We start from the raw sequence: 19,256 nt of genomic DNA, 5'->3' as shown, positions 1-19,256 counted from the left end.
GCGAACGGCGCGGGGTCCCGGTTATGGCGATCAGTGGCAGAGAGCGACACTGAGGTTACTGGGCTTGCCGGAGTGGCACGAAAGAACGGTCAACGTGCTGCCGCCGCTGGCGACGTCACTGGCCGCGGGGGCCTCGAGACCCTGCAGGTCGAGAAGTACCATGTGTGTTACACCTCCTTCCGCGGTGTTGTAGGGTGCGCAGGCCGCTCGGGTGCGGCCTCCAGGAACGGCAGTCGGCAGGGCTCGTCGCCCAAAATGGCGCCGAGGGCGAAGAGCACGCCTGCCGTTCCGGTCGAGAAATCCATGGACAGGCGCAGGAGCTGGTCGCCGGGGAAGGCAAGGCCCCCGGCGTACGGCAGCGCGTGCCACCGCAGCCCCTTCACCAGTTCGTCACCTGCGCCCGCCGCGATGATCCCGGCGCGCCCGGTGAACAGTCCCGCCTGCACGAAGAAGCCGGCGCGTCCGGCGAGCCGCAGCTCGGCCAGCGCGGTCGCGAACCCCTCGTCGCGGCGGTGCCGCAGGTAGCGCTCCACCACGAGCGCGATGCCGGCGGACCCCTCATCCAGGTACGGCAGCAGCCGCCATCCCTGGTTCACCTGGAGCGAGCCGTCCTCGGAGTGCCGGCAACGCCGCAGGTCCTGGCGCAGCGCGGTGGCCGCCAGGTCGAGCAGCGCCGTGTCGCCGGTGTGCTCGTAGGCGTGCAGGAACAGCAGCGCGGGCCCGGACGAGCCGTGCATGAGACCGGCGCGCGGGTTCGCGCCGCCGCTGATCTCGGGTACGGGGGTATCGAGCCGCCCGGCGCAGATGTCCACCGCGCGCAGGGCGAGGTTGGTGCGGCCGAAGTGGAGCAGGTTCAGCCCGATCCCGGACAGGCCGGAGATGAGCGCCGATTCCAGGAGGTCCCACTTCTCGCGCAGGCAGATGTCGATCAGCTCGTTGGCGTCGTCGGAGTGTCCGAGCAGGCCGAGCACGTACGCGATGCCGTGCAGCCCGTCGTACAGGCCGAGGCCCGAGCCCTGGACCGGGCTGAGTGCGCGCTCGCGTAACCAGCGCTCGTAGTCGGGATAGGGCCCCAGCCCGGCGCCGGCCAGCGCGAACAGCACGCCGGCGGCGCCGTGGGCGAGGTTGAGCCCGCCGCCGGGCCGGAACTGGGCCACGTCCCCGGGGAACAGCCGGTCGTCGCGCTCGGGGGTGGCGCTGGCCACGATGGCCGTGGCCATGGCGTCGCGCAGCTCCGGCCAGGTCGCCGTGCCCGGCATGGGCACAGGCGTGGTCTCCCTCACGTCGCCCGCGATGGTGGCGACGGCCTCGTCGATCAGGCCGCCGGGGACGGGGAACGTCTCCTTGACGATCTCCCCCAGGTGCGCCACCTTCGGGCGGTGCAGCGGCAACATGATCGTGCACTGGGGGGCGAACAGGCCGAGACGCAGGCAGGCCAGCGCGTACCGGTCGCTGTCCAGCCCCTGCCGGTCGGCCGGCGGGGCGAAGGCGGGGTGGGCGAGCGCGGCGCGGGCCCGGTCGCCGGCCAGCGTGGCGACCTCGAAGTCGATCAGCGCCACCCGGCCGTCGTCGGTCAGCAGGATGTTGTCGGGGTGCAGGTCGCCGAAGACGACCTCGCGCTCGTGCAGCGAGCCGACCGCCCTGGCCACCTCCTCCAGGGTCTCGACGGCCCAGGTGGTGTACTCGGCGAGGTCCTGCTCCGTACAGGTGGCGCGGGTCAGCGGGTAGCGGTGCACCAGCCTGCGCTGGAGCGGCGTGCCGTCCACGAACTCCATGACGAGGAAGTGGTGCTCGCCCAGCGTGAAGTAGTCGCGCAGGGCCGGCGCGGCGGCCAGGCCCGAGAGGCGTTCGAGGATGTCGCGCTCGTGCTTGATCCTGGCCACGGCGTCGCGCCCGGCCGCGTCGAGCCCGGCGTGCGGCCTGGCCTCCTTGAGCACCACCTGTTCGCCCGTGCGTTTGTCACGTGCCAGGTAGACGCCGCCGCCGTTGGAGAAGTGCAGGACACTCTCGATGTCGTACGGCACCTCGGTCGTCGTCACGGCGTTGCGCGCGGCGAGTTGCGACTCCAGGAACGCGGGCAGCGTCGTCCACGGCGGCACCGAGAACGTGGCGCCCCGCACGTCGGGCACGAGCCCGCCGTCCCCGTCCTCGACGGCCAGCACCCGCTCGCCGGAGGGTGACAGGCAATGGCGTTCTGCGAAGCCGCCGTATCTCACGAACAGCGGGCCGGCGTTGTAGCGCAGGTCGCTGAGGATGTACGGGCCGCGCACGTCACGCAGGAGCTCGTCGAGTTCTTTCAGCACGAGTTCGAGCTGTGCCTCGTCCCTGGGGTAAATGGTGATGAGCTTGCCGCTGGAAGCCCTGGAGGCGGCCTTCGAGTTCACCATGACGAGAACGGGTAGTCCGCGCAGGAACTTGAACGCGATCCCCCTCGGCATGCAGTAGTCCCAAACCGCGCCGATGGCCTTTTCGGCGTCTTCCACACGGGCGGACACATGAATCTTCCAACCCTGCCCGGGCAGCGGCGGTTCGTTGTCCGGGGCGTAATAGCACCAGGTGTCGGTCAGGGCGGTGGACCAGTCGGTGGGCAGGGACCTGCGCAGAATGGGGAAGTCGGCATCCTCGGCCGTGCTGTGCTCCAGCGTGTCGTAGAAATGCTGGTCCACAAGGCAGTAAAGCTCGTACTTGTCCATCTGGCGGGAACCTCCGGGGCGATTGCTTAGAGCCTGCCCGCCAGGGGTGCCGCTCGGCTAGTCACACACCGCATTACCGGGGCATGCCTATTTAATTTCCCTTTGTGAGGACTTCACAAATGGCCGGGTGCCGGTTATTTCTTTCGTGGGACGTACACGCTGAAGGTGAATTGCCCGGTGCGCGAGGAGGCGGCCTCCAGCCAGCCGCCGAGGCTGGAGACGCGCTCGGCGAGGTTCAGCAGGCCCTGGCCCGCGTCGCCGGGGCGGCGCGGCGGGCGCACCCCGTCGTTCCTGATCGTCAGGCGGACCATCTGGTCGCGTTCGAGCAGGTGGAGGGAGCATTGGCGGGCCTCGGCGTGCCTCAGGACGTTCGTCACGCCCTCGCGCAGGGCGTGCGTGAGCGCCTCCTCCACCTCTTCCGGCAGGTCGCGGCAGGACATCCTGATCTGGCAGCGCACCCGCGCCGACTCCAGCAGCGAGCGCGCCGAGCCCAGCTCCGCCGCTAGCGAGGAGCTGCGCAGGCCGTGGGCCACGGCCCGCACGTCGGCGGACAGGGTGCGCAGCATCTCCAGCGTCTCGCTCACCTCGTCCTGCGCCTTGGCGTCCTGCTCGGCCACCAGCCGTTCGAGGAGCTGCACCCTCAGCACCAGCACCGTCAGCCGGTGGCCGACCAGGTCGTGCAGGTCGCGGGTGAAGCGGCGGCGCTCCAGCGCGACCGCCTTGCGCATGACCTCGGTACGCGCCTCGCCGAGCAGGTGGGTCCGCCTGGCCAGCGTCACCACCGCGTACTCCGCGACGCCGATCAGCGGGGCGGCCAGCGCCCAGAGGGGGTGGATCATCGAGGGCACCGGCGCGGCCAGCACCACGGGGCCGCACGCCAGGGCCAGCAGCACCAGCACGATCGACCGGATCCGGCCCGCCATCACCAGCAACGCGCCGGCCAGCAGCCCGCACACCGGGGTCCACACCGCCCCGAACACCGTCAGCGGCAGGTACGTCAGCCACGCCTGCACGGCCACGATCCACCACGCGCCGGTCCGGCGTACCGGGGTCTCGGTGATGAATTTCACATGCAGTCCCAGCAGCACGAGCAGCGCCGCCGTTCCCTCGACCACCATCCCCGCCCCGGCCAGCCCGATCAGGACCGGAATGGTGATCCCGGCGATGCCCGCCGCCAGGCCCGCTCCGCCGACCCAGTACGGAGATGAGAGATCACCGAGTTTGGAACGTGCCCGAGACACGAATCCACGATGTGTGTCCTCCACCTCACCCCCGTGATGCTTCTTTCTAACGTTCCTCTAATCGACCCGATGAGGATCGTCCGTGTAAAGGTCGTTTCCGCTTTTGGACACGGATGACTCCCCGTACGCCCAACCGGTTAACTATGACATTCAGGTCATAAGGTGAGAAGTATGGAGTACACGCGTCTTGGTAACACAGGTTTGAAGGTCTCGCGGGTGTGCCTCGGCATGATGAGCTACGGCGACCCCGCGAAGCAGGAGTGGGCGCTGGCACGCGACGAGGCCGAGCCGCTCATCCGCAGGGCGGCGGACGGGGGCGTCACGTTCTTCGACACCGCCAATGTCTATAGCAGGGGGGCCAGCGAGGTCGTGACCGGCGAGGCGCTGGGCGCGATCTTCCCTCGTCGCGAGGACTACGTGCTGGCCACCAAGGTGTATTTCCCGATGGGCAGGGGCCCCAACGAGGGCGGTCTGTCGCGCAAGCACATCCTCGACGCCATCGACGCCTCGCTCAGGCGGCTCGGCACCGACTACGTGGACCTGTACCAGATCCACCGCTGGGACGACGAGACGCCCATCGAGGAGACCATGGAGGCGCTGAACGACGTGGTCAGGGCGGGCAAGGTCCGCTACCTGGGCGCGTCGAGCATGTGGTCCTGGCAGTTCGCCAAGGCCCAGCACGTCGCCGAGGTCAACGGCTGGACGCGGTTCGTCTCGATGCAGAACCACTACAACCTCCTGTACAGGGAGGAGGAGCGGGAGATGTTGCCGCTCTGCGCCGACCAGGGCGTGGGCGTCATCCCGTGGAGCCCGCTGGCGCGCGGCGTGCTGGCCAGGGCCGGGACGGCCGCCACGACGGTCAGGCGGGGGTCCGACGACCGGATCGACTCCCTGTACGACCCGGAGAACGACAAGCTGATCCTCGACCGGGTGGCGCAGGTGGCCACGGACCGGGGCCTGCCCGCCGCGCAGGTCGCGCTGGCGTGGGTGCTGCACCGGGCCGAGATCACCGCGCCGATCGTGGGAGCCACGAGGGAGGGGCACGTGGACGACGCGCTCGCCGCCGTGTCGGTGTCGCTGTCGGAGGAGGAGGTGGCCTTCATGGAGGCGCCGTACCGTCCCCGGGACGTGCGCTTCTAAGGCTGGTTGTCGGAGGCCGCTTGTCGGAGGCGGCTTGTCGGAGGCGGCTTGTCGGAGGCGGCTTGTCGGAGGCGGCTTGTCGGAGGCGGCTTGTCGGAGGCGGCTTGTCGGAGGCGGCTTGTCGGAGGCGGCTTGTCGGAGGCGGCCCCTAAAGTATGGGCATGCGGGCAAACGAGGAAGCGGCGGCGGCGCTGCAGGAATACGCGGAGCTGTTCGCGCTCTGCGGCGGCGACGCCTTCCGGGTGCGGAGCTACCAGAAGGCGGCCAAGGCGATCGCCGGGTTCCCCGAGGACATCTCGGTCGCCGACGTGCGCTCCGTCCCGGGGGTCGGCGAGGCGATCGCCAAGAAGATGGAGGAGTTCCTGCAGCGCGGGAGCTTCCGGCAGCTCGACGACCTGCGGGGCCGCGTGCCCGACGGGGTGCGGCGGCTGACCCGGGTGCCGACGCTGGGGCCCAAGACGGCGATCATGTTGTTCGAGGACTACGGCATCGACTCCACCGCGGCGCTGGGTGAGGCGATCACCTCCGGCCGCCTCGACGGCGTCAAGGGTCTCGGCCCGAAGACCCTGGCCAACCTGCTCAAGGGCATCGAGCAGCTCGAACAGTCGGGCCGCCGGGTGCACATCGGCGTCGCGATGTCCCTGGCCGAGCAGGTGATGGCCTCGCTGGAGGCCGAGCGCGTCGCGTACGCGGGCTCGCTGCGGCGGATGAAGGACACCATCGGCGACATCGACATCCTCGCGGTGGCGCCGGAGTCCATCATGGCCGCTTTCCGCGCCCAGCCCTACGTCGCCGAGATCATCGCGGCCGGCGACAAGAAGACCTCGATCCGCACCACATCCGGCACCCAGGTGGACCTGCGCGTGGTTCCGGCCGGGTCGTGGGGGGCGGCCATGCAATACTTCACCGGCTCCAAGGAGCACAACGTGGCCATCAGGGAGATGGCGGTGAAGAAGGGCTGGAAGCTGTCCGAGTACGGGCTGTTCGAGGGCGAGCGGGTGATCGCCGCCGAGTCCGAGGAGGACATCTACGCCGCGCTCGGCATGCAGTTCGTGCCGCCGCCGATGCGTGAGGACGGCGGGGAGGTCAAGGCGGCGCTGGCGGGCGAGCTGCCCACGCCGGTGGAGCCGGCCGACCTCAAGGGCGACCTGCACACCCACACCGACCTGACCGACGGCATCGCCTCGCTGGAGGACATGGTGGCGGCCGGGCACGCCCGCGGCTACGCCTACTACGCGGTCACCGACCACGCCCCTGACCTGGCGATGCAGCGCATGACCCTGGACAAGGCGCTGGAGCAGCGGGACAAGATGGTCAAGCTGCAGGAGAAATATCCGGACATGCGGCTCCTGCACGGCACCGAGCTCAACATCGCCCCCGACGGCTCCGTGGACTGGCCGGGGGAGGTCCTGCGGGAGTTCGACGTGTGCGTGGCCTCGGTGCACTCGCACTTCACGATGTCACGCGAGGAGATGACCCGCCGCTTCATCGCCGCCTGCGAGAATCCGTACGTCGACATCATCGGCCACCCCACGACCCGCAAGATCGGCAAGCGCGAGCCCGTGGACGCCGACTGGGAGGCCGTCTTCCGCGCCGCCGCCAGGACCGGCACCGCCATGGAGATCGACTCCTTCCCCGACCGCTCCGACCTGCCGTCCGACCTGGTGCGGCTGGCCAGGCACCATGGGGTGAAGTTCTCGATCGACAGCGATTCGCACGCGATCCCGCACCTGGCGAACCAGCGGTTCGGGGTGGGGATCGCGCAACGGGCCTGGCTGACGACGGAAGACGTCATCAACACCTGGCCCCTGGATCGGCTCCTGGCGTTTCTGGGGCGTTAGGTAATAAGGGTCCTCTTGGTCTCATTCTCTCCTCCATGGCTGGAGACGGTCTCGCCAGCCCCACAGGCCGCTTGTGCTCGCCTTACTTCAGGCGTACGCGGCGGCCGTCGCCCTGCTTCAGGCGTACGCAGTGGCCGTCGCCCTTACTTCAGGCGTACGCAGTGGCCGTCGCCCTTACTTCAGGCGTACGCAGTGGCCGGGGCCACGGCCTCTGGCGGGCAGGTGTGCGAAGCACGCCCCCACCTGCCCGCCGATGCCGACATAACGCCATTTATGGGGGTATCTTGGACCGGCCTTTGGGGGATGTTTGCGTCCGGATCCCGGAGGCGTTCGTGTCGTCGTCGGGTTGTTCTCCGGCGCTTCATTGTGGCCGCGCTCATCGAGTTGGAGGCGTGTCCGACGTCGTGGCGGAGATGGCTGGCTCGATGCGGCTCGATGCGGCTCGACGCGGCTGATGCGGCTGATGCGGCCGTCAGGTGACGGCGTCGAAGCCGGGCGCTCTGCCCGCCGCCGCACAGGCGTTCAGCGGCGGGGTGGGGTCGTTTGGGGCTTGCCGGTTCGAGCTGTCAAGATCCCTTGTAGGGCGGCAGGCGTTTCCTCCTGGTTTCCGCCGGAAGGGTGAGGACCGTGGCTGGTGCGTGGTGGTGGGACCTGGCGATCGGTCTCGTGCTCGCGGTGGCGGCGTCATGGGCGGCGCTGGTGGTGGCGCTCGTCGTGGTCCGCCCTCGTGACGGGCTGTTGCGGGAGTCGCTGCGGCTGCTGCCGGACATGCTGAGGCTGGTCCGCCGGTTGGCCGCCGACCGCGCCCTGCCTCGCGGCGTACGGATCCGGGTGGGGCTGCTGCTCGCCTATCTGGCGTGCCCGATCGACCTGATCCCGGACTTCATCCCCATCCTCGGGTACGCCGACGACGCCATCGTGGTCGCCGCCGTCCTGCGCTCGGTCGTACGGCGATCGGGCCTGAGCGCGGTGGAGCGCCACTGGCCGGGAAGCGAGGACGGGTTCGCCGCACTGGTACGGCTCACAGGGCTGAGCGACCGCCCTCCATCGGAGGAATGAGGGCCTGGGCTGAGTCCGCCGAGTACGCGATGAGCCTGTCCGCATGTCCCACCTCAGCATGACAACCCCTGGGCCGATGTGCCCCACCCCACCGATGCGAGAGAGTGTCCCCAGCACCTCCCGTCCCATCCCGTCGCATCCCGCCCCGTCTCGCCCCGCCCGTCTCGTCCCGCCCTCTCGCCCCGCTCCGTCTCGCCCCGTCGCATCCCGCCCGTCTCGCCCCGCCCCCTCTCGCCCCGCCCCGTCGCATCCCGCTCCGTCTCGCCCCGCCCCGTCCTCCCGTCCCCCGTCCCCCGTCCCAAAAGGAGAACCTGAAGGATGCACTCCGTGCGCAAGAAGTCGCGCAACCTCTGGGCGCGGATTCTCGCGGTGCTGACCGCGCTGCTCGTCGCCGCCGTCGCCGGAGTGGCGCTGGCCTACCCGTCCCTAGCCGCCACCACGTGCCCCGGCTGCTACGGCCTGACCGAGCTGGAGGAGGCGGTCTATACCGAAGACGGCCTGTCGGACGCGCAGCAGGCACAGGTGAAGCAGGTGGTCCAACAGGCCCGCCAGCTGATCACCACCTTCTACGGCACTCGGACGAGCTCTCCCAGCCTGCTCATCTGCGTGACGGAGAGCTGCTATGACCGCATCGGAGGCGGAAAGGAGCGCGGCATAGCGGTCCTCAACCGAGCGGTGATGCTCTCACCCAGGGGCCTCAACCCGGTGATCGCCTCACACGAGATGTCCCACGTCGAGCTGCACACCCGTCTCACCTCCGGCGCCGAGGCGGTCCCGCAATGGTTCGACGAGGGCCTTGCGGTAGTGGTCGCCGACGACGCGCGCTACCTCGCCCCGAAGACGTCAGCCGACCGCTGCCTGGCAACCCCATCGGGCCCTCTCCCGACCACGCTCGATGAGTGGTTGACCGCAGCGACCAAGGACGCGAACACGTACGCCAAGTCCGCCTGCCAGGTAACCCGCTGGCTGCGCGACAACGGAGACCACACAGCCCTCCTGTCCCTGATCGACCGCCTCAACGCCGGCGAATCCTTCACCTCGATCGTCCCGCCAGCCTGACTCACGCCTCACGCCTCAGACCTCACGCCTCACGCCTCACGTCTCACGCCTCAGACCTCACGCCTCAGACCTCACGCCTCACGCCTCAGACCTCACGCCTCACGCCTCACGCCTCAGACCTCACACCTCACGCCTCACGCCTCACGCCTCAGGCCTCAGGCCGGCGCCACGAACGGGGGGCTGGCGGGCGGGGCGGTTGGCTTGGGTCTGGGCTCGGGTAGGGGCACTGGTAGCGCGGCGAAATGGAACGTTCCCGTCCTGCTGGGACAGATTTTGGCAATGGAGCGCGCGGCGAGACGGCGCGAGGAGATTAAATGGTTTCCAGGTAGGAAATAGGCACTACGAGGTGATGCTCCGTGAAGCAAGCCATGGCGGCCATCGTCAAGCCGCTGCCCGACCACCTGTTCAAGGTGCATGGCAACAGCGCCGAGATGCGCTGGGAGGCCATGTCGGGGCAGGGCTACCACACCCCCAACGACCGGTTCTTCGTGCGGAACCACACCTTCACCCCGCTCATCGACCTCATCACCTGGCGACTACGCGTCCACGGGGCGGGAGTGCGATGTCCGCGCGAGTTCAGCTACGAGGAACTGCGGGCCATGCCATCGCGTACGTACGACGTGGCGATCGAGTGCGCGGGCAACGGGCGGCGGTTCTACCGGACCCAGCAGCACGACGGCGCGCCCGGCACGCAGTGGGGGCTCGGGGGAATCGGGGTGGCGCGATGGCGGGGGGTGCCGCTGAGACATCTGCTCAAGGAGGTCGGCGTGCTGCCGGACGCGGTGGACGTGCTGCCCACCGGGCTCGACGCGCCGTTCGAGGATCACGGGCACGTACGCAGACCGCTGCCCATCGACAAGGCCATGGACGACGTCCTCGTAGCCTACGAAATGAACGGCGTACCGCTGCCGGCGGACCATGGATTTCCGATGCGGCTGGTGGTACCGGGGTGGGTGGGAATTGCGTCCATCAAATGGCTCGGCGACATAGAAGTTTCAACGACGAAGCTGTTCACGCCGTGGAACACGGTCTTTTACGCCGACGTCACGACGCAGCCGGTCAAGAGTGCATTCGAGCTCGCCTGGAATGCGAACCTGCCCGTCGGCGCGCCGCACGTCCTGCGTGGCAGGTCCTGGTCGGGGCAGGGCAGGATCGTACGGGTGGAGGTCAGTCTCGACGGCGGACTGACCTGGCGCAAAGCCGACCATCACGGGCAGCACCTGGCCAGGGCCTGGCTGCCCTGGCACATCGAATGGGCGCCCCAGCGTACGGGAACGCGACTGCTCATGGCCCGCGCCACCGACGAGACCGGCACCACGCAACCCCTCACCCGGCCACGGCATCCGTACGGCTACCACTTCGACGCCGTCGTGCAACATCCCATTCACGTCGTCAATGGATAGGGAATTGTCACCGATCCCGGCTGAGCTGGAGATTCACAAAACGCTGGTGCGGCCCACCTGAATTCATCTGAAAGACTCGCGCAGAAACCTTCCGGAAATCCCTTCATGTGATGCTTCCCACATCTAGGAAAAGGAGAGCCGATGCGTCAGCTGACCGCACTCGACGCCCAGTTTCTCAATGTCGAGACGGCGACGACCGCCGCGCACGTGGCGGGACTGGCGCTCCTCGACCCGGCGGACGGCGCGGTCAACAGGGACGCACTGGCGGAGCTCCTGCTGGATCGGCTCCATCTCTCACCGGCCCTCAGCCTGCGCCTCGCCGAGGTGCCGCTCGGGCTCGACCACCCCTACTGGGCCGCCGACCCCGGCTTCGACATCGACAACCACCTCTTCGAGATGACGCTGCCCGCGCCGGGGGACGACTGGCAGCTGGCCGAGGCGGTCGCGGACCTCCATGCCCGTCGGCTCGACCGGACGCATCCGCTGTGGGAGATGCATCTGATCAACGGGCTGGCGGAGGGCAAGGTGGCCGTCTACACGAAGGTGCATCATGCCGCCATCGACGGCATCTCGGGCGCGGAAACCCTGGCCACCCTGCTCGACCTGACCCCGGACGGGCACCTCACGCGCCGCAGGATCCCTACGACGACCCAGCGCTCCGACCTCACCGTCACCACTGCGACGCCCTCTGGGGCTCACACCCATCAAGCGCACACGGCCCACCGGGCAGACGGTGACCACGAGGCGAACACCGCTCGCCAAACGGACGCAGCCCACGGAATGGACGGCGGACACCCGGCGAACGGCGACCACCCTCGGACCGACGCCGGGCGCCTGGCGAACGGCGACGACCCTCGAGCCGACAGCGGCCACCCAACAACGAGCGGCGACCCTCGGACCGACAACGAACGCCCAACAACGGGCCGCGACCCTCGAGCCGACAACGAACGCCCGGCGAACGGCGACGACCGTCGGACCGACGCCGGCCACCCAACAACGAGCGGCGACCCTCGAGCCGACAACGAACGCCCGGCGAACGGCGATGACCGTCGGACCGACAGCGGGCAGCCGGCGAACGGTGAGTACCAATTCGATAGTGCGGCTGGTTACGAGGATGCGCCCGGGTTGATGGGGATGCTTGCTGGTGCTGCTGTGCGGACCGCGACACATCCCGTACGGGCGATTCAGTCGGTTGTCAGGGCGGCGGGGGATCTGGACGCCATTCCTGTCGTCGGGAGCCTGCCCGGCGCGAAGCTGATCGCCAAGGCCGCCCGGGTGGTCGCCCGGGACCAGCATCACCGTCCTGAGCTGCCCAGCCTCGCCGTTCCCCGTACGCCGCTCAACGGGCCCATAAGCGCTCGCCGACACCTCTCGTTCGGTTCGGTTTCCCTGAAGGACGTCAAGAACGTCGCCAAGGCCAACGGCATGAGCGTCAACGACGTCGTCATGACCCTGTGTACGTCGGCGCTACGTTCGTGGTTGCGCGAGCGGGACGCGCTGCCCGAGACGCCGTTGATCGTGGCCGTGCCGGTGGCGGTACGGAAGTCGAAGGCGAAGGACGTGGTCGGCAACCAGATCTCGGCGATGGTCACTCCCATGCCCACGAACGTCCCCGATCCCATGGAGCGCCTGCAGGCGGTCGGTGCGGCCATGGAGAGGGCCAAGCGGCGGTTCGCGCTGGCTCCGGCGACCTGGCTGAGCGAGTTGTGCTCGGTGTTGCCCGCCCCGGTCACGAGTCTGGCGACACCGGCGATCTTCCGGTTGGCCGGGCTGGCGTTCCCGCCGATCAACCTCATCATCAGCAACGTACCGGGACCGCAGTTCCCGCTGTACCTGTGCGGCGGCAGGGTCCTGTCGTACTACCCGCTGTCCGTGCTGACCGATATGAGCGGCGGGGTTAACATCACCTGCTTCTCGTACGACGGCATGCTCGACTTCGGCATCGTGGCCTGCCCCGAGCGCATGGACGACGTGTGGGGCCTGCTGGCTCACCTGCGCACGGCGCTCGACGAGCTGCTGGACGAGCGAGTGGGCGACGAATTCCGCGACGGCGTCAGGGTCGATCTGGTGGCCGGTTAGCCGGCAGAAGTTGTCCTGGTAAGGCAGGACGGCGGCGAACGTGGCCGCCGCCACCTCCAGCCTGGCCACGTCCCCGCGCGCGCCGGGCAGGGCCGGTTCGAGCGCGAATCTGGCGCGTCTGATCAGTTCGCCGTCGAGACAGCCGAGCCGTTCCTTGACCGAACGGTGCGTGTCGGCCTCGCGGAACAGGATGCGCCGCATCGCGGGTGAGGCCCGCGATAGCAGGCCGCGTGCCAGCCGGACAACATTCCCACCGGATCGCCGGGCACCCCACGTTCCCACCGGATCGCCGGGCACCCCACGTTCCCACCGGATCGCCGGGCACCCCGTGTTCCCGCGGGGGCGCCGGGCACCCCGTCGATCTCCCTGCTCTCCTCGACCAGCGTGCGCTCGTCCACGAGGGCGACCAGGACGTCGATCTTGTGTGGGAAGTAGCGGAAGATCAGCCCTTTGGGCGCCGTCGCGCGCCGGGCGATGACCGCGGTCGGGGTGGCCTCGTAGCCGCCGCCCGCGAACAACCCCTCTGCCGCGTCCAGGGTGCGCCCCCGATCACCACAGCTCGCACCACAGACCCCACTGCGACCCGCCATGCCGGCAAAGCGAGAGCCTCCTGCCAAGCCCCGCTCTGTCGTCACACGCATGCTCGGGGTGGCGTTCCTGGTGCCAGGCGGGGGTGTCACGACCGGACAGGGCGTCACGACCGGATGGGGGCCCGGTGGGACTGCCTGGCGAGTCGGAGTTGTAGCATGTGAGACGTAAATGTCTCAAATGATACGTAGGTGTGTGAATGGCAGCAACCCGCGAACAGATCATGAAGGCAGCGATACAGCACCTCAACGAGAACCCGGCCGCCTCCATGGCACAGCTGGCGGAGGCCGTGGGGATCAGCAGAGCCACACTCCACCGGCACTTCAGCAACCGCGACGAGCTGATGATCGCCCTCGGCCACCGCGCCCACGAACAGTGGGCCCAGGCGCAGGCGAGCAGCGGAATCGCGGAGGCGACAGGGTCCAGCGATCCGGAGGCGATCGGAAGGGCCATGAGCGCGCTGCTGGCCGGGCTGATCGAGGTGGCCGACGAGTACGGGTTCGGGCTGACCGACTACGCCCTGGCCGTGCATCCCGAGCTGAAGCGCCGCGCCGACGAACTGGAGGAGCGCGAGATCGCCTTCTATACCGCCGCCCAACACGCGGGGCTGCTGCGTGCCGACCTGCCGGCCCGCTGGATCAGCAACACCGTGTACGGCCTGATGGTGACCGTCCGGGAGAGCCTACGGCGCGGGGACGTCGCCCGCAGGGACGTGCCCCGGCTGTTCCTCAGCACGTTCCTGGACGGCGCCGCCCCGAGGGAGGGAGCACGATGACGACGACCGCGACGCCCGTCTCGGCGAGGAGACGGTGGGCGGGGCTGGCCGTGTTGTCGGCCAGCGTGCTGCTCGTGGTCATGGACATGACCGTCCTGAACGTGGCCCTCCCTGCCATCTCCCAGGACCTGCGGCCCGACTCGGTCGAGCTGCTGTGGATGGTGGACGCGTACGCGCTGGTGTTGTCCGGGTTGCTGGTGACGGTGAGCGCGCTGGGCGACCGGTGGGGTCGCAAGCGGATGCTGATGACCGGGTTCGCGGTGTTCGGGCTGGCCTCGATGGCGGTGCTGGTGACCGGCAGCGCGCTGGAGGTGATCGCGGTACGGGCGCTGCTCGGCGTCGGTGGTGCGATGATCATGCCGTCCACGCTGTCCATGATCCGGAACCTGTTCACCGATCCGGGCGAGCGCGCCAGGGCGCTGGGCGTGTGGTCGGCGATGGCCGCGGTCGGGGCGGCGCTGGGGCCGATCGTGGCGGGGTTCCTGCTGGAGCACTTCAGCTGGCACTCGGCGTTCCTGGTGAACGTGCCGGTCATGGTGATCGCGATCGCCGCTGGACTGTTCCTGCTGCCGGAGTCCAGGAACCCGCGATCAGGCCGGTGGGACGCGCTGGGCACGGTGTTGTCGATAGCCGGCATGGCGGCCCTGCTGTACGCCGTCAAGACTTTCGGCAAGCACGGCCTCACCTCCCCCGGCGCCTTGGTGGCAACCGTGGTGGCGGTGGTGGCGCTGGGCTGGTTCGTGGCGCGGTGCCTGCGCAGGCCGGATCCGCTGCTGGAGATCCGGCTGTTCCGCAGCGCGCCTTTCTCCGCCGGGGTGGTGACGGCGCTGACCACGTCGATCGCTATGGCCGCGGTGTTGCTGCTGCTCGCGCAGTGGATGCAGCTCGTGCAGGGCTACGGTCCACTGGAGACCGGCGTACGGCTGCTGCCCGCCGCCCTGGGGGCGATCATCGCCTCGCCGCTCGCCCCTGGGCTGGCGGCCCGCATCGGCGCGCGCACGGTGCTGGCCGGCGGGCTGGCCGTGACCGGGGTGGCGTTCCTGCTCCTGTACGTGGTGCCGGGCCCGCTGGGCTACTGGCCGGTGGCGATCGCGCTGGCGCTGATCGGTCTGGGGAACGGCTCGCTGGCGATCGCCTCGGCCGCGATCATGTCGGGTTCGCCGCCCGCGAAGTCGGGCAGTGCGGCGGCCATCGAGGAGACCAGTTACGAGCTGGGCGGCGCACTCGGCGTGGCCGTCCTGGGCAGTGTCGCGGCCGCCATCTACCGGAGGGAACTGGCCTACGAGGGGCCGGGCGCCGGTGCCGTACGGGAATCTCTGGGCGGGGCGCTCGACGTGGCCGGGGAGCTGGGGGCGGCGGGCGGGCGGCTCGCCGAGGAGGCGCGGATGGCGTTCACCGACTCGCTGGTCGTGACCAGCGCGGCCGGGGCCGTGCTGATGCTGGCGGGCGCGGTGGCGGTGTGGCTACTCACGCCGCGAACCCTCGACGTGTCCTCAGCCGACCACTGACGGCACGCCGCGAACCCTCGACGCGTCGTCAATCGGCCACCACGGCTGAAGGGTCAGCGTTCCGGGCCCGCGACCTGGTCGGCCACGCGGCCGATTCGGGCCAGGCGGGCCAGGGCGGGGCGGGAGAGGACCTCGCCGATGTCGTGCAGGGCGACGATCAGCTCCTCCACCCCGTCGAGCGGCATGTCGGGCTCCCGGCTCAGCAGGATCCCCCGGTAGTCCTCCGGTGAGACGGCCCCGCCCGGCAGCTCGATCCGGTCGTTCTCCGCACGGAACAGCGCCTGGACCGAGGTGTCGAGGCACAGGGCGAGGGCGGTCAACTCGGCGGCGGTGAAGGCCCGCTGACCGCGCTCGGCCTGGTGGACGGCCTGACGACTCCATGGCCTGTCCAGATAGCGGCCCAGCGCCTCGCCCAGCTCGGTCAGCGACATCCGGCGTTCTGCCCGCAAACGCGCAATCTGCTGGCCGATGGCCTGTTCTACCCGCATCCGTCACCTCTTAGCACGGCTGTCATTCTGCACGATGACACCGACAGCCATCCATTGACGGGAAGGCGATCGCAGCACTACTGTAAATCTACAGAGTTCCCCGTCAATGTAGTCAATGACACGACTGATGGTGAGGCACCGCATGCAGGACATCGTCATCGAGATGGTCGGGCCGGCTGGAGACTGCGCCGTCCTGAAGGTCGCCGGCGAGGTCGACGTGTTCACCGCTCCCAAGCTGCGTGAGCAGGTGGTGAGTCTGGCGGCCAAGGGCGTGGTGCATCTCGTCGTCGATCTGAGCGCGGTGGAGTTCCTCGACTCGACCGGCCTGGGCGTCCTGGTCGGCGGGCTCAAGCGGCTCCGCACGCATGACGGATCGCTGGCCCTCGTGATGACCACGGACCGGATCTCGCGCATCTTCAAGATCACCGGGCTCACCGCCGTGTTCGCCTCCCACGCCTCCGTCCAGGACGCGATCGCGGCCGACCCGCACTGGAGCCAGGCGGCCGAGCGCGAGGCCGGAAGCGTCAAGGAGTGGTGCCGCCGGCAGGGCCTCGCCGCCTGATTCCCCGCCGGTAGGACCTGCTCGCCGCCGCGCCAGGCGCGGCGGCGAAAGGCACAAGGCACAAAACCGGTAGCGCTCAAGGCCGGAAGGGCACAAGGCCGAAAGCGCTCAAGATCAGAAGGGCGCGAGGTCAGGGGCGGGATGCCTCCTCCAGGAGCGCCAGCTCCTCGGCGCTCAGCGTCAGCGCCGCCGCCTCCATCAGCGGACGCAACTGCTCCACGTTCCGCGCGCTCGCGATCGGCGCCGTGACCGTCGGCTGGGCGGCGAGCCAGGCCAGCGCCACCGAGGCCGGCGCGACCTCCTGCTCCCCCGCCACCTTCGCCAGCGCCTCCAGCGTCCTCGGCCCGCGCTCGGTCTCGAGGTATTCCGCCGCCTTGCCCGCCCGAGGGCTGTCCACGCTCGCCCCGGGCGTGTACTTGCCGGTCAGGAACCCGCGCGCCAGCCCGAAGTACGGCGTGCTGGACAACCCCTCTCGGGCCACGACCTCCCGCAGCTCACCCTCGTAGTCACGCTCGACCAGGTTGTACGGCTGCTGCAACGCCACATACCGCACCAGCCCCTCCTCCTCGGAGACCTTGAGCGCCTCCGCCAGCCGGGCGGCCCCGTAGTTGGAGGCCCCGACCTGCCGGATCTTGCCCTCCTGCACGAGCGCGTCGAACGTGGCCAGCGACTCCACCAGCGGCGTGTCGTGATCGTCCACGTGCGCCCAGTAGAGGTCGATGTAGTCGGTACGGAGCCGCCGCAGCGAGTCCTCGACCGCCGTCCTGATCGTCCCCGGGGCCAGCCCCTTCAGCCCCTCCAGCATGCCGACCTTGGTGGCCAGCACCAGCGAGTCACGGTTGCGCCGGTCGGCGATCCACTCACCGATGATCGCCTCGGAGGTGGACTCCCCGGTCGCCCAGTACGGGTAGACGTCCGCCGTGTCGATGAAGTTGCCGCCGCCCTCGACGTAGGCGTCCAGGACCGCGAACGAGGTCTCCTTGTCCGCCGTCCAGCCGAAGACGTTGGTGCCGAGCGATATCGGGAAAACGGACAGGTCCGTGGTGGCTATTGATCTCATCCCGCTATTATCCGCACACCCGATCTGGGAGGCGCTATGCGGCCCCGATTACGTGGATGCCTGGTCGGCGCAGTAGTAGCCGGCGGGCTGTGCCTGGCGGGAGTGGCGCTCGGGCTGCCGGGCGGCGAGGAACAGGCCGAGCCGGAACCCCGTACCTCGATGACCGAAATCGTGGACGAGCGGCGGCTCGACGAGCGCAGGATGGAGCTGACGATCAGGTCGGACGCGCTCGCCGCCACCACGAAGGTGCGCCTGCTGCTCCCCCGGGGCTGGGAGTCGCGTACGGACTGGCCGGTGCTCTGGTTGTCGCACGGCGGGCTCGACGACCACACCTCCTGGACCACCAGGACGGACGTCGAGGCGCTCACCAGCGACACGGGCGTGCTCGTCGTGATGCCGGACGGCGGCCGGTGCGGCAGCTACTCCGACTGGTGGAACGGCGGCGCGGGCGGCCCGCCGCGCTGGGAGACCTACCACCTCAAGGAGTTGCTGCCGCTGCTCGAAGCCCGCTACCGGGCGGGCGGCCGGCGGGCACAGTCACACTTTCTGGCAGCGGGAGCTGCACCGGGCCTATCCCCTGCTCATGTCCGCGATCGGCGCCCGCCCGGTCAGTTGACCCGGTTCACCAGGGAGTCGCACAGGGCCCGCAGATCGGCGGCCTCCGGCAGGCACTCGTCGATGACGCCGAGCGCCGAGGCCACGTAGCGGTCCGCCAGTTCTTTGGCCCTGGTCCGGCCGCCGGCCTCCTCGACGAGGTGGGCGGCTTGCCGTACGGACTCCTCGTCCGTCGCGCCCGAGGCCAGGACGGCGGACAGCTCGCGGGCGGCGGCACCGCCTGCGGCGAGGGCGGCGAGCACCGGGATCGTCTTCTTGTCGCGTCGCAGGTCACTGAAGACCGGTTTGCCGGTGACGGCCGGGTCGCCCCAGATGCCGAGCATGTCATCGGCGATCTGGAAGGCCACCCCGAGGTCGCGGCCCATGGTCCACATGCGGTCGGCGAGCTCGGGCGCGCCGCCGAGGGCCACGCCCGCCGCCGCGGCCGCGCCCAGCAGGCCGCCGGTCTTGCCCGCGGCCATCTCGGCGTACTCCTCAATGGTGACCGCGTCGGGGCCGTGCCAGGGGCGGTTCTCGAAGGCCATGTCGGCGCTCTGGCCCTGGACGAGCTCGATGAGGGCGGCCGACAGGTACGGCATCGCCTCCGGCCGGCCGGCGAGCTGGCTGACGGCCAGGGCGAGGAGCGCGTCCCCGGCCAGCAGCGCGGGCCCCACGCCGTACGCCTTCCAGAGGGAGGGCCGGTGCCTGCGCAACTCGTCGCGGTCCATGATGTCGTCGTGCGCCAGCGAGAAGGCGTGCACCAACTCCACCGCCACCGCCCCGGGCAGCGCGGACTCAGCCGAGGCGCCCACAGCCTCCGCGCTCAGCATGGCGATCGCCGGGCGCACACTCTTGCCGCCGTCGCCGCCGCGCGGCCCTCCGTCGGTGTCCGACCAGCCCAGAGCGAACGCGGCCACCCGCGCGCCCCACGGATGCAGCACCGCCACGGCCTCGTGCAACGCCGGTTCGAGGAGGCCACGACAGCGGGCCACGGCGGCCCCGCCCAACGGATCACTGAGATTCAACTGGCACTCCTACCCCGGTACGATCTTGAATCTACATGCATAAGCATGTGATACTCCACTCCAACGGTTGACAAATGTCAGGAGATGTCCGTGATGTGAGACGAGCACCCAACGGGACGAAGGGGTCACAAGGGGCAACCA

16 protein-coding genes and 1 pseudogene are annotated in these 19,256 nt (G+C 69.6%); 10 read left to right on the top strand and 7 right to left on the bottom strand.

What is annotated here, in order from left to right:
* Positions 1-30 precede the first annotated feature (30 nt).
* The 3 genes from ACFPZ3_RS36790 to ACFPZ3_RS36780 all read right to left on the bottom strand — a co-directional run bounded on the left by ACFPZ3_RS36790 (position 31) and on the right by ACFPZ3_RS36780 (position 3,934).
* Entirely contained in the window at positions 31-162 is a 132-nt protein-coding gene (locus tag ACFPZ3_RS36790; protein ID WP_103955008.1) for a SapB/AmfS family lanthipeptide, read from the bottom strand.
* A gap of 5 nt (positions 163-167) precedes the next feature.
* The gene (gene lanKC, locus ACFPZ3_RS36785; protein WP_379518937.1) at positions 168-2,693 is read right to left on the bottom strand and encodes a class III lanthionine synthetase LanKC; all 2,526 of its coding nucleotides are present in this window, start codon (positions 2,691-2,693) and stop codon (positions 168-170) included.
* Between the two features lie 134 nt (positions 2,694-2,827).
* Positions 2,828-3,934: a sensor histidine kinase gene (locus tag ACFPZ3_RS36780; RefSeq protein WP_379518936.1), complete on the bottom strand. Its 1,107-nt coding sequence runs from the start codon at positions 3,932-3,934 to the stop codon at positions 2,828-2,830.
* Between the two features lie 171 nt (positions 3,935-4,105).
* Between ACFPZ3_RS36780 and ACFPZ3_RS36775 the strand changes: the two genes are divergently transcribed.
* The 6 genes from ACFPZ3_RS36775 to ACFPZ3_RS36750 all read left to right on the top strand — a co-directional run bounded on the left by ACFPZ3_RS36775 (position 4,106) and on the right by ACFPZ3_RS36750 (position 12,515).
* On the top strand, positions 4,106-5,074 hold the full coding sequence (locus tag ACFPZ3_RS36775) for an aldo/keto reductase (protein WP_379518935.1): 969 nt from the start codon (positions 4,106-4,108) through the stop codon (positions 5,072-5,074).
* Between the two features lie 161 nt (positions 5,075-5,235).
* Entirely contained in the window at positions 5,236-6,915 is a 1,680-nt protein-coding gene (gene polX / locus ACFPZ3_RS36770; RefSeq protein WP_379518934.1) for a DNA polymerase/3'-5' exonuclease PolX, read from the top strand.
* Positions 6,916-7,542: 627 nt separating this feature from the next.
* Positions 7,543-7,974, top strand: a complete 432-nt coding sequence (locus tag ACFPZ3_RS36765) for a YkvA family protein (RefSeq protein WP_379518933.1) — start codon at positions 7,543-7,545, stop codon at positions 7,972-7,974.
* Between the two features lie 318 nt (positions 7,975-8,292).
* Positions 8,293-9,033 (top strand): hypothetical protein, encoded by a 741-nt coding sequence (locus tag ACFPZ3_RS36760; RefSeq protein WP_379518932.1) that lies wholly within the window; start codon positions 8,293-8,295, stop codon positions 9,031-9,033.
* A gap of 356 nt (positions 9,034-9,389) precedes the next feature.
* A complete protein-coding gene (locus tag ACFPZ3_RS36755) occupies positions 9,390-10,436 on the top strand; it encodes a sulfite oxidase (protein WP_379518931.1) in 1,047 nt (348 codons plus the stop codon).
* Positions 10,437-10,577: 141 nt separating this feature from the next.
* Positions 10,578-12,515 (top strand): wax ester/triacylglycerol synthase domain-containing protein, encoded by a 1,938-nt coding sequence (locus ACFPZ3_RS36750; protein ID WP_379518930.1) that lies wholly within the window; start codon positions 10,578-10,580, stop codon positions 12,513-12,515.
* 122 nt (positions 12,516-12,637) lie between these two features.
* On the opposite strand, the gene ACFPZ3_RS36745 is transcribed toward ACFPZ3_RS36750, so the two are convergent.
* A complete protein-coding gene (locus ACFPZ3_RS36745; RefSeq protein WP_379518929.1) occupies positions 12,638-13,105 on the bottom strand; it encodes a helix-turn-helix domain-containing protein in 468 nt (155 codons plus the stop codon).
* A 197-nt stretch (positions 13,106-13,302) separates the two neighbouring features.
* Between ACFPZ3_RS36745 and ACFPZ3_RS36740 the strand changes: the two genes are divergently transcribed.
* Both ACFPZ3_RS36740 and ACFPZ3_RS36735 read left to right on the top strand, forming a co-directional pair.
* Positions 13,303-13,878 (top strand): TetR/AcrR family transcriptional regulator, encoded by a 576-nt coding sequence (locus ACFPZ3_RS36740; RefSeq protein ID WP_379518928.1) that lies wholly within the window; start codon positions 13,303-13,305, stop codon positions 13,876-13,878.
* Positions 13,875-15,386 carry an MFS transporter gene (locus ACFPZ3_RS36735; protein WP_379518927.1) on the top strand — a complete coding sequence of 504 codons (1,512 nt, stop codon included), beginning with the start codon at positions 13,875-13,877 and terminating at the stop codon, positions 15,384-15,386. Before ACFPZ3_RS36740 ends, ACFPZ3_RS36735 begins: the two co-directional genes overlap by 4 nt.
* Before the next feature lie 53 nt (positions 15,387-15,439).
* Here the strand turns inward: ACFPZ3_RS36735 and ACFPZ3_RS36730 are convergent, their stop codons facing one another.
* Complete coding sequence (locus ACFPZ3_RS36730) at positions 15,440-15,874, bottom strand: helix-turn-helix domain-containing protein (protein ID WP_379518926.1); 435 nt, start codon at positions 15,872-15,874, stop codon at positions 15,440-15,442.
* A gap of 163 nt (positions 15,875-16,037) precedes the next feature.
* On the opposite strand from ACFPZ3_RS36730, the pseudogene ACFPZ3_RS36725 reads away from it, so the two are divergent.
* Positions 16,038-16,349: pseudogene (locus ACFPZ3_RS36725) on the top strand (STAS domain-containing protein); the annotation flags it as partial.
* A 217-nt stretch (positions 16,350-16,566) separates the two neighbouring features.
* On the opposite strand, the gene ACFPZ3_RS36720 reads toward ACFPZ3_RS36725, so the two are convergent.
* The gene (locus ACFPZ3_RS36720) at positions 16,567-17,496 is read right to left on the bottom strand and encodes an aldo/keto reductase (protein WP_379518925.1); all 930 of its coding nucleotides are present in this window, start codon (positions 17,494-17,496) and stop codon (positions 16,567-16,569) included.
* A gap of 36 nt (positions 17,497-17,532) precedes the next feature.
* Here ACFPZ3_RS36720 and ACFPZ3_RS36715 point away from each other — a divergent pair, with 36 nt between their 5' ends.
* Positions 17,533-18,201: an alpha/beta hydrolase gene (locus tag ACFPZ3_RS36715; RefSeq protein ID WP_379518924.1), complete on the top strand. Its 669-nt coding sequence runs from the start codon at positions 17,533-17,535 to the stop codon at positions 18,199-18,201.
* Here the strand turns inward: ACFPZ3_RS36715 and ACFPZ3_RS36710 are convergent.
* On the bottom strand, positions 18,105-19,115 hold the full coding sequence (locus ACFPZ3_RS36710; RefSeq protein WP_379518923.1) for a polyprenyl synthetase family protein: 1,011 nt from the start codon (positions 19,113-19,115) through the stop codon (positions 18,105-18,107). The two genes, ACFPZ3_RS36715 and ACFPZ3_RS36710, sit on opposite strands and share 97 nt — an antisense overlap.
* Positions 19,116-19,256 lie beyond the last annotated feature (141 nt).

It is taken from the genome of Nonomuraea insulae, assembly GCF_042656245.1.
Note: the sequence above shows the minus strand (reverse complement) of the source record. Positions and strands in the feature narration are given on the sequence as shown.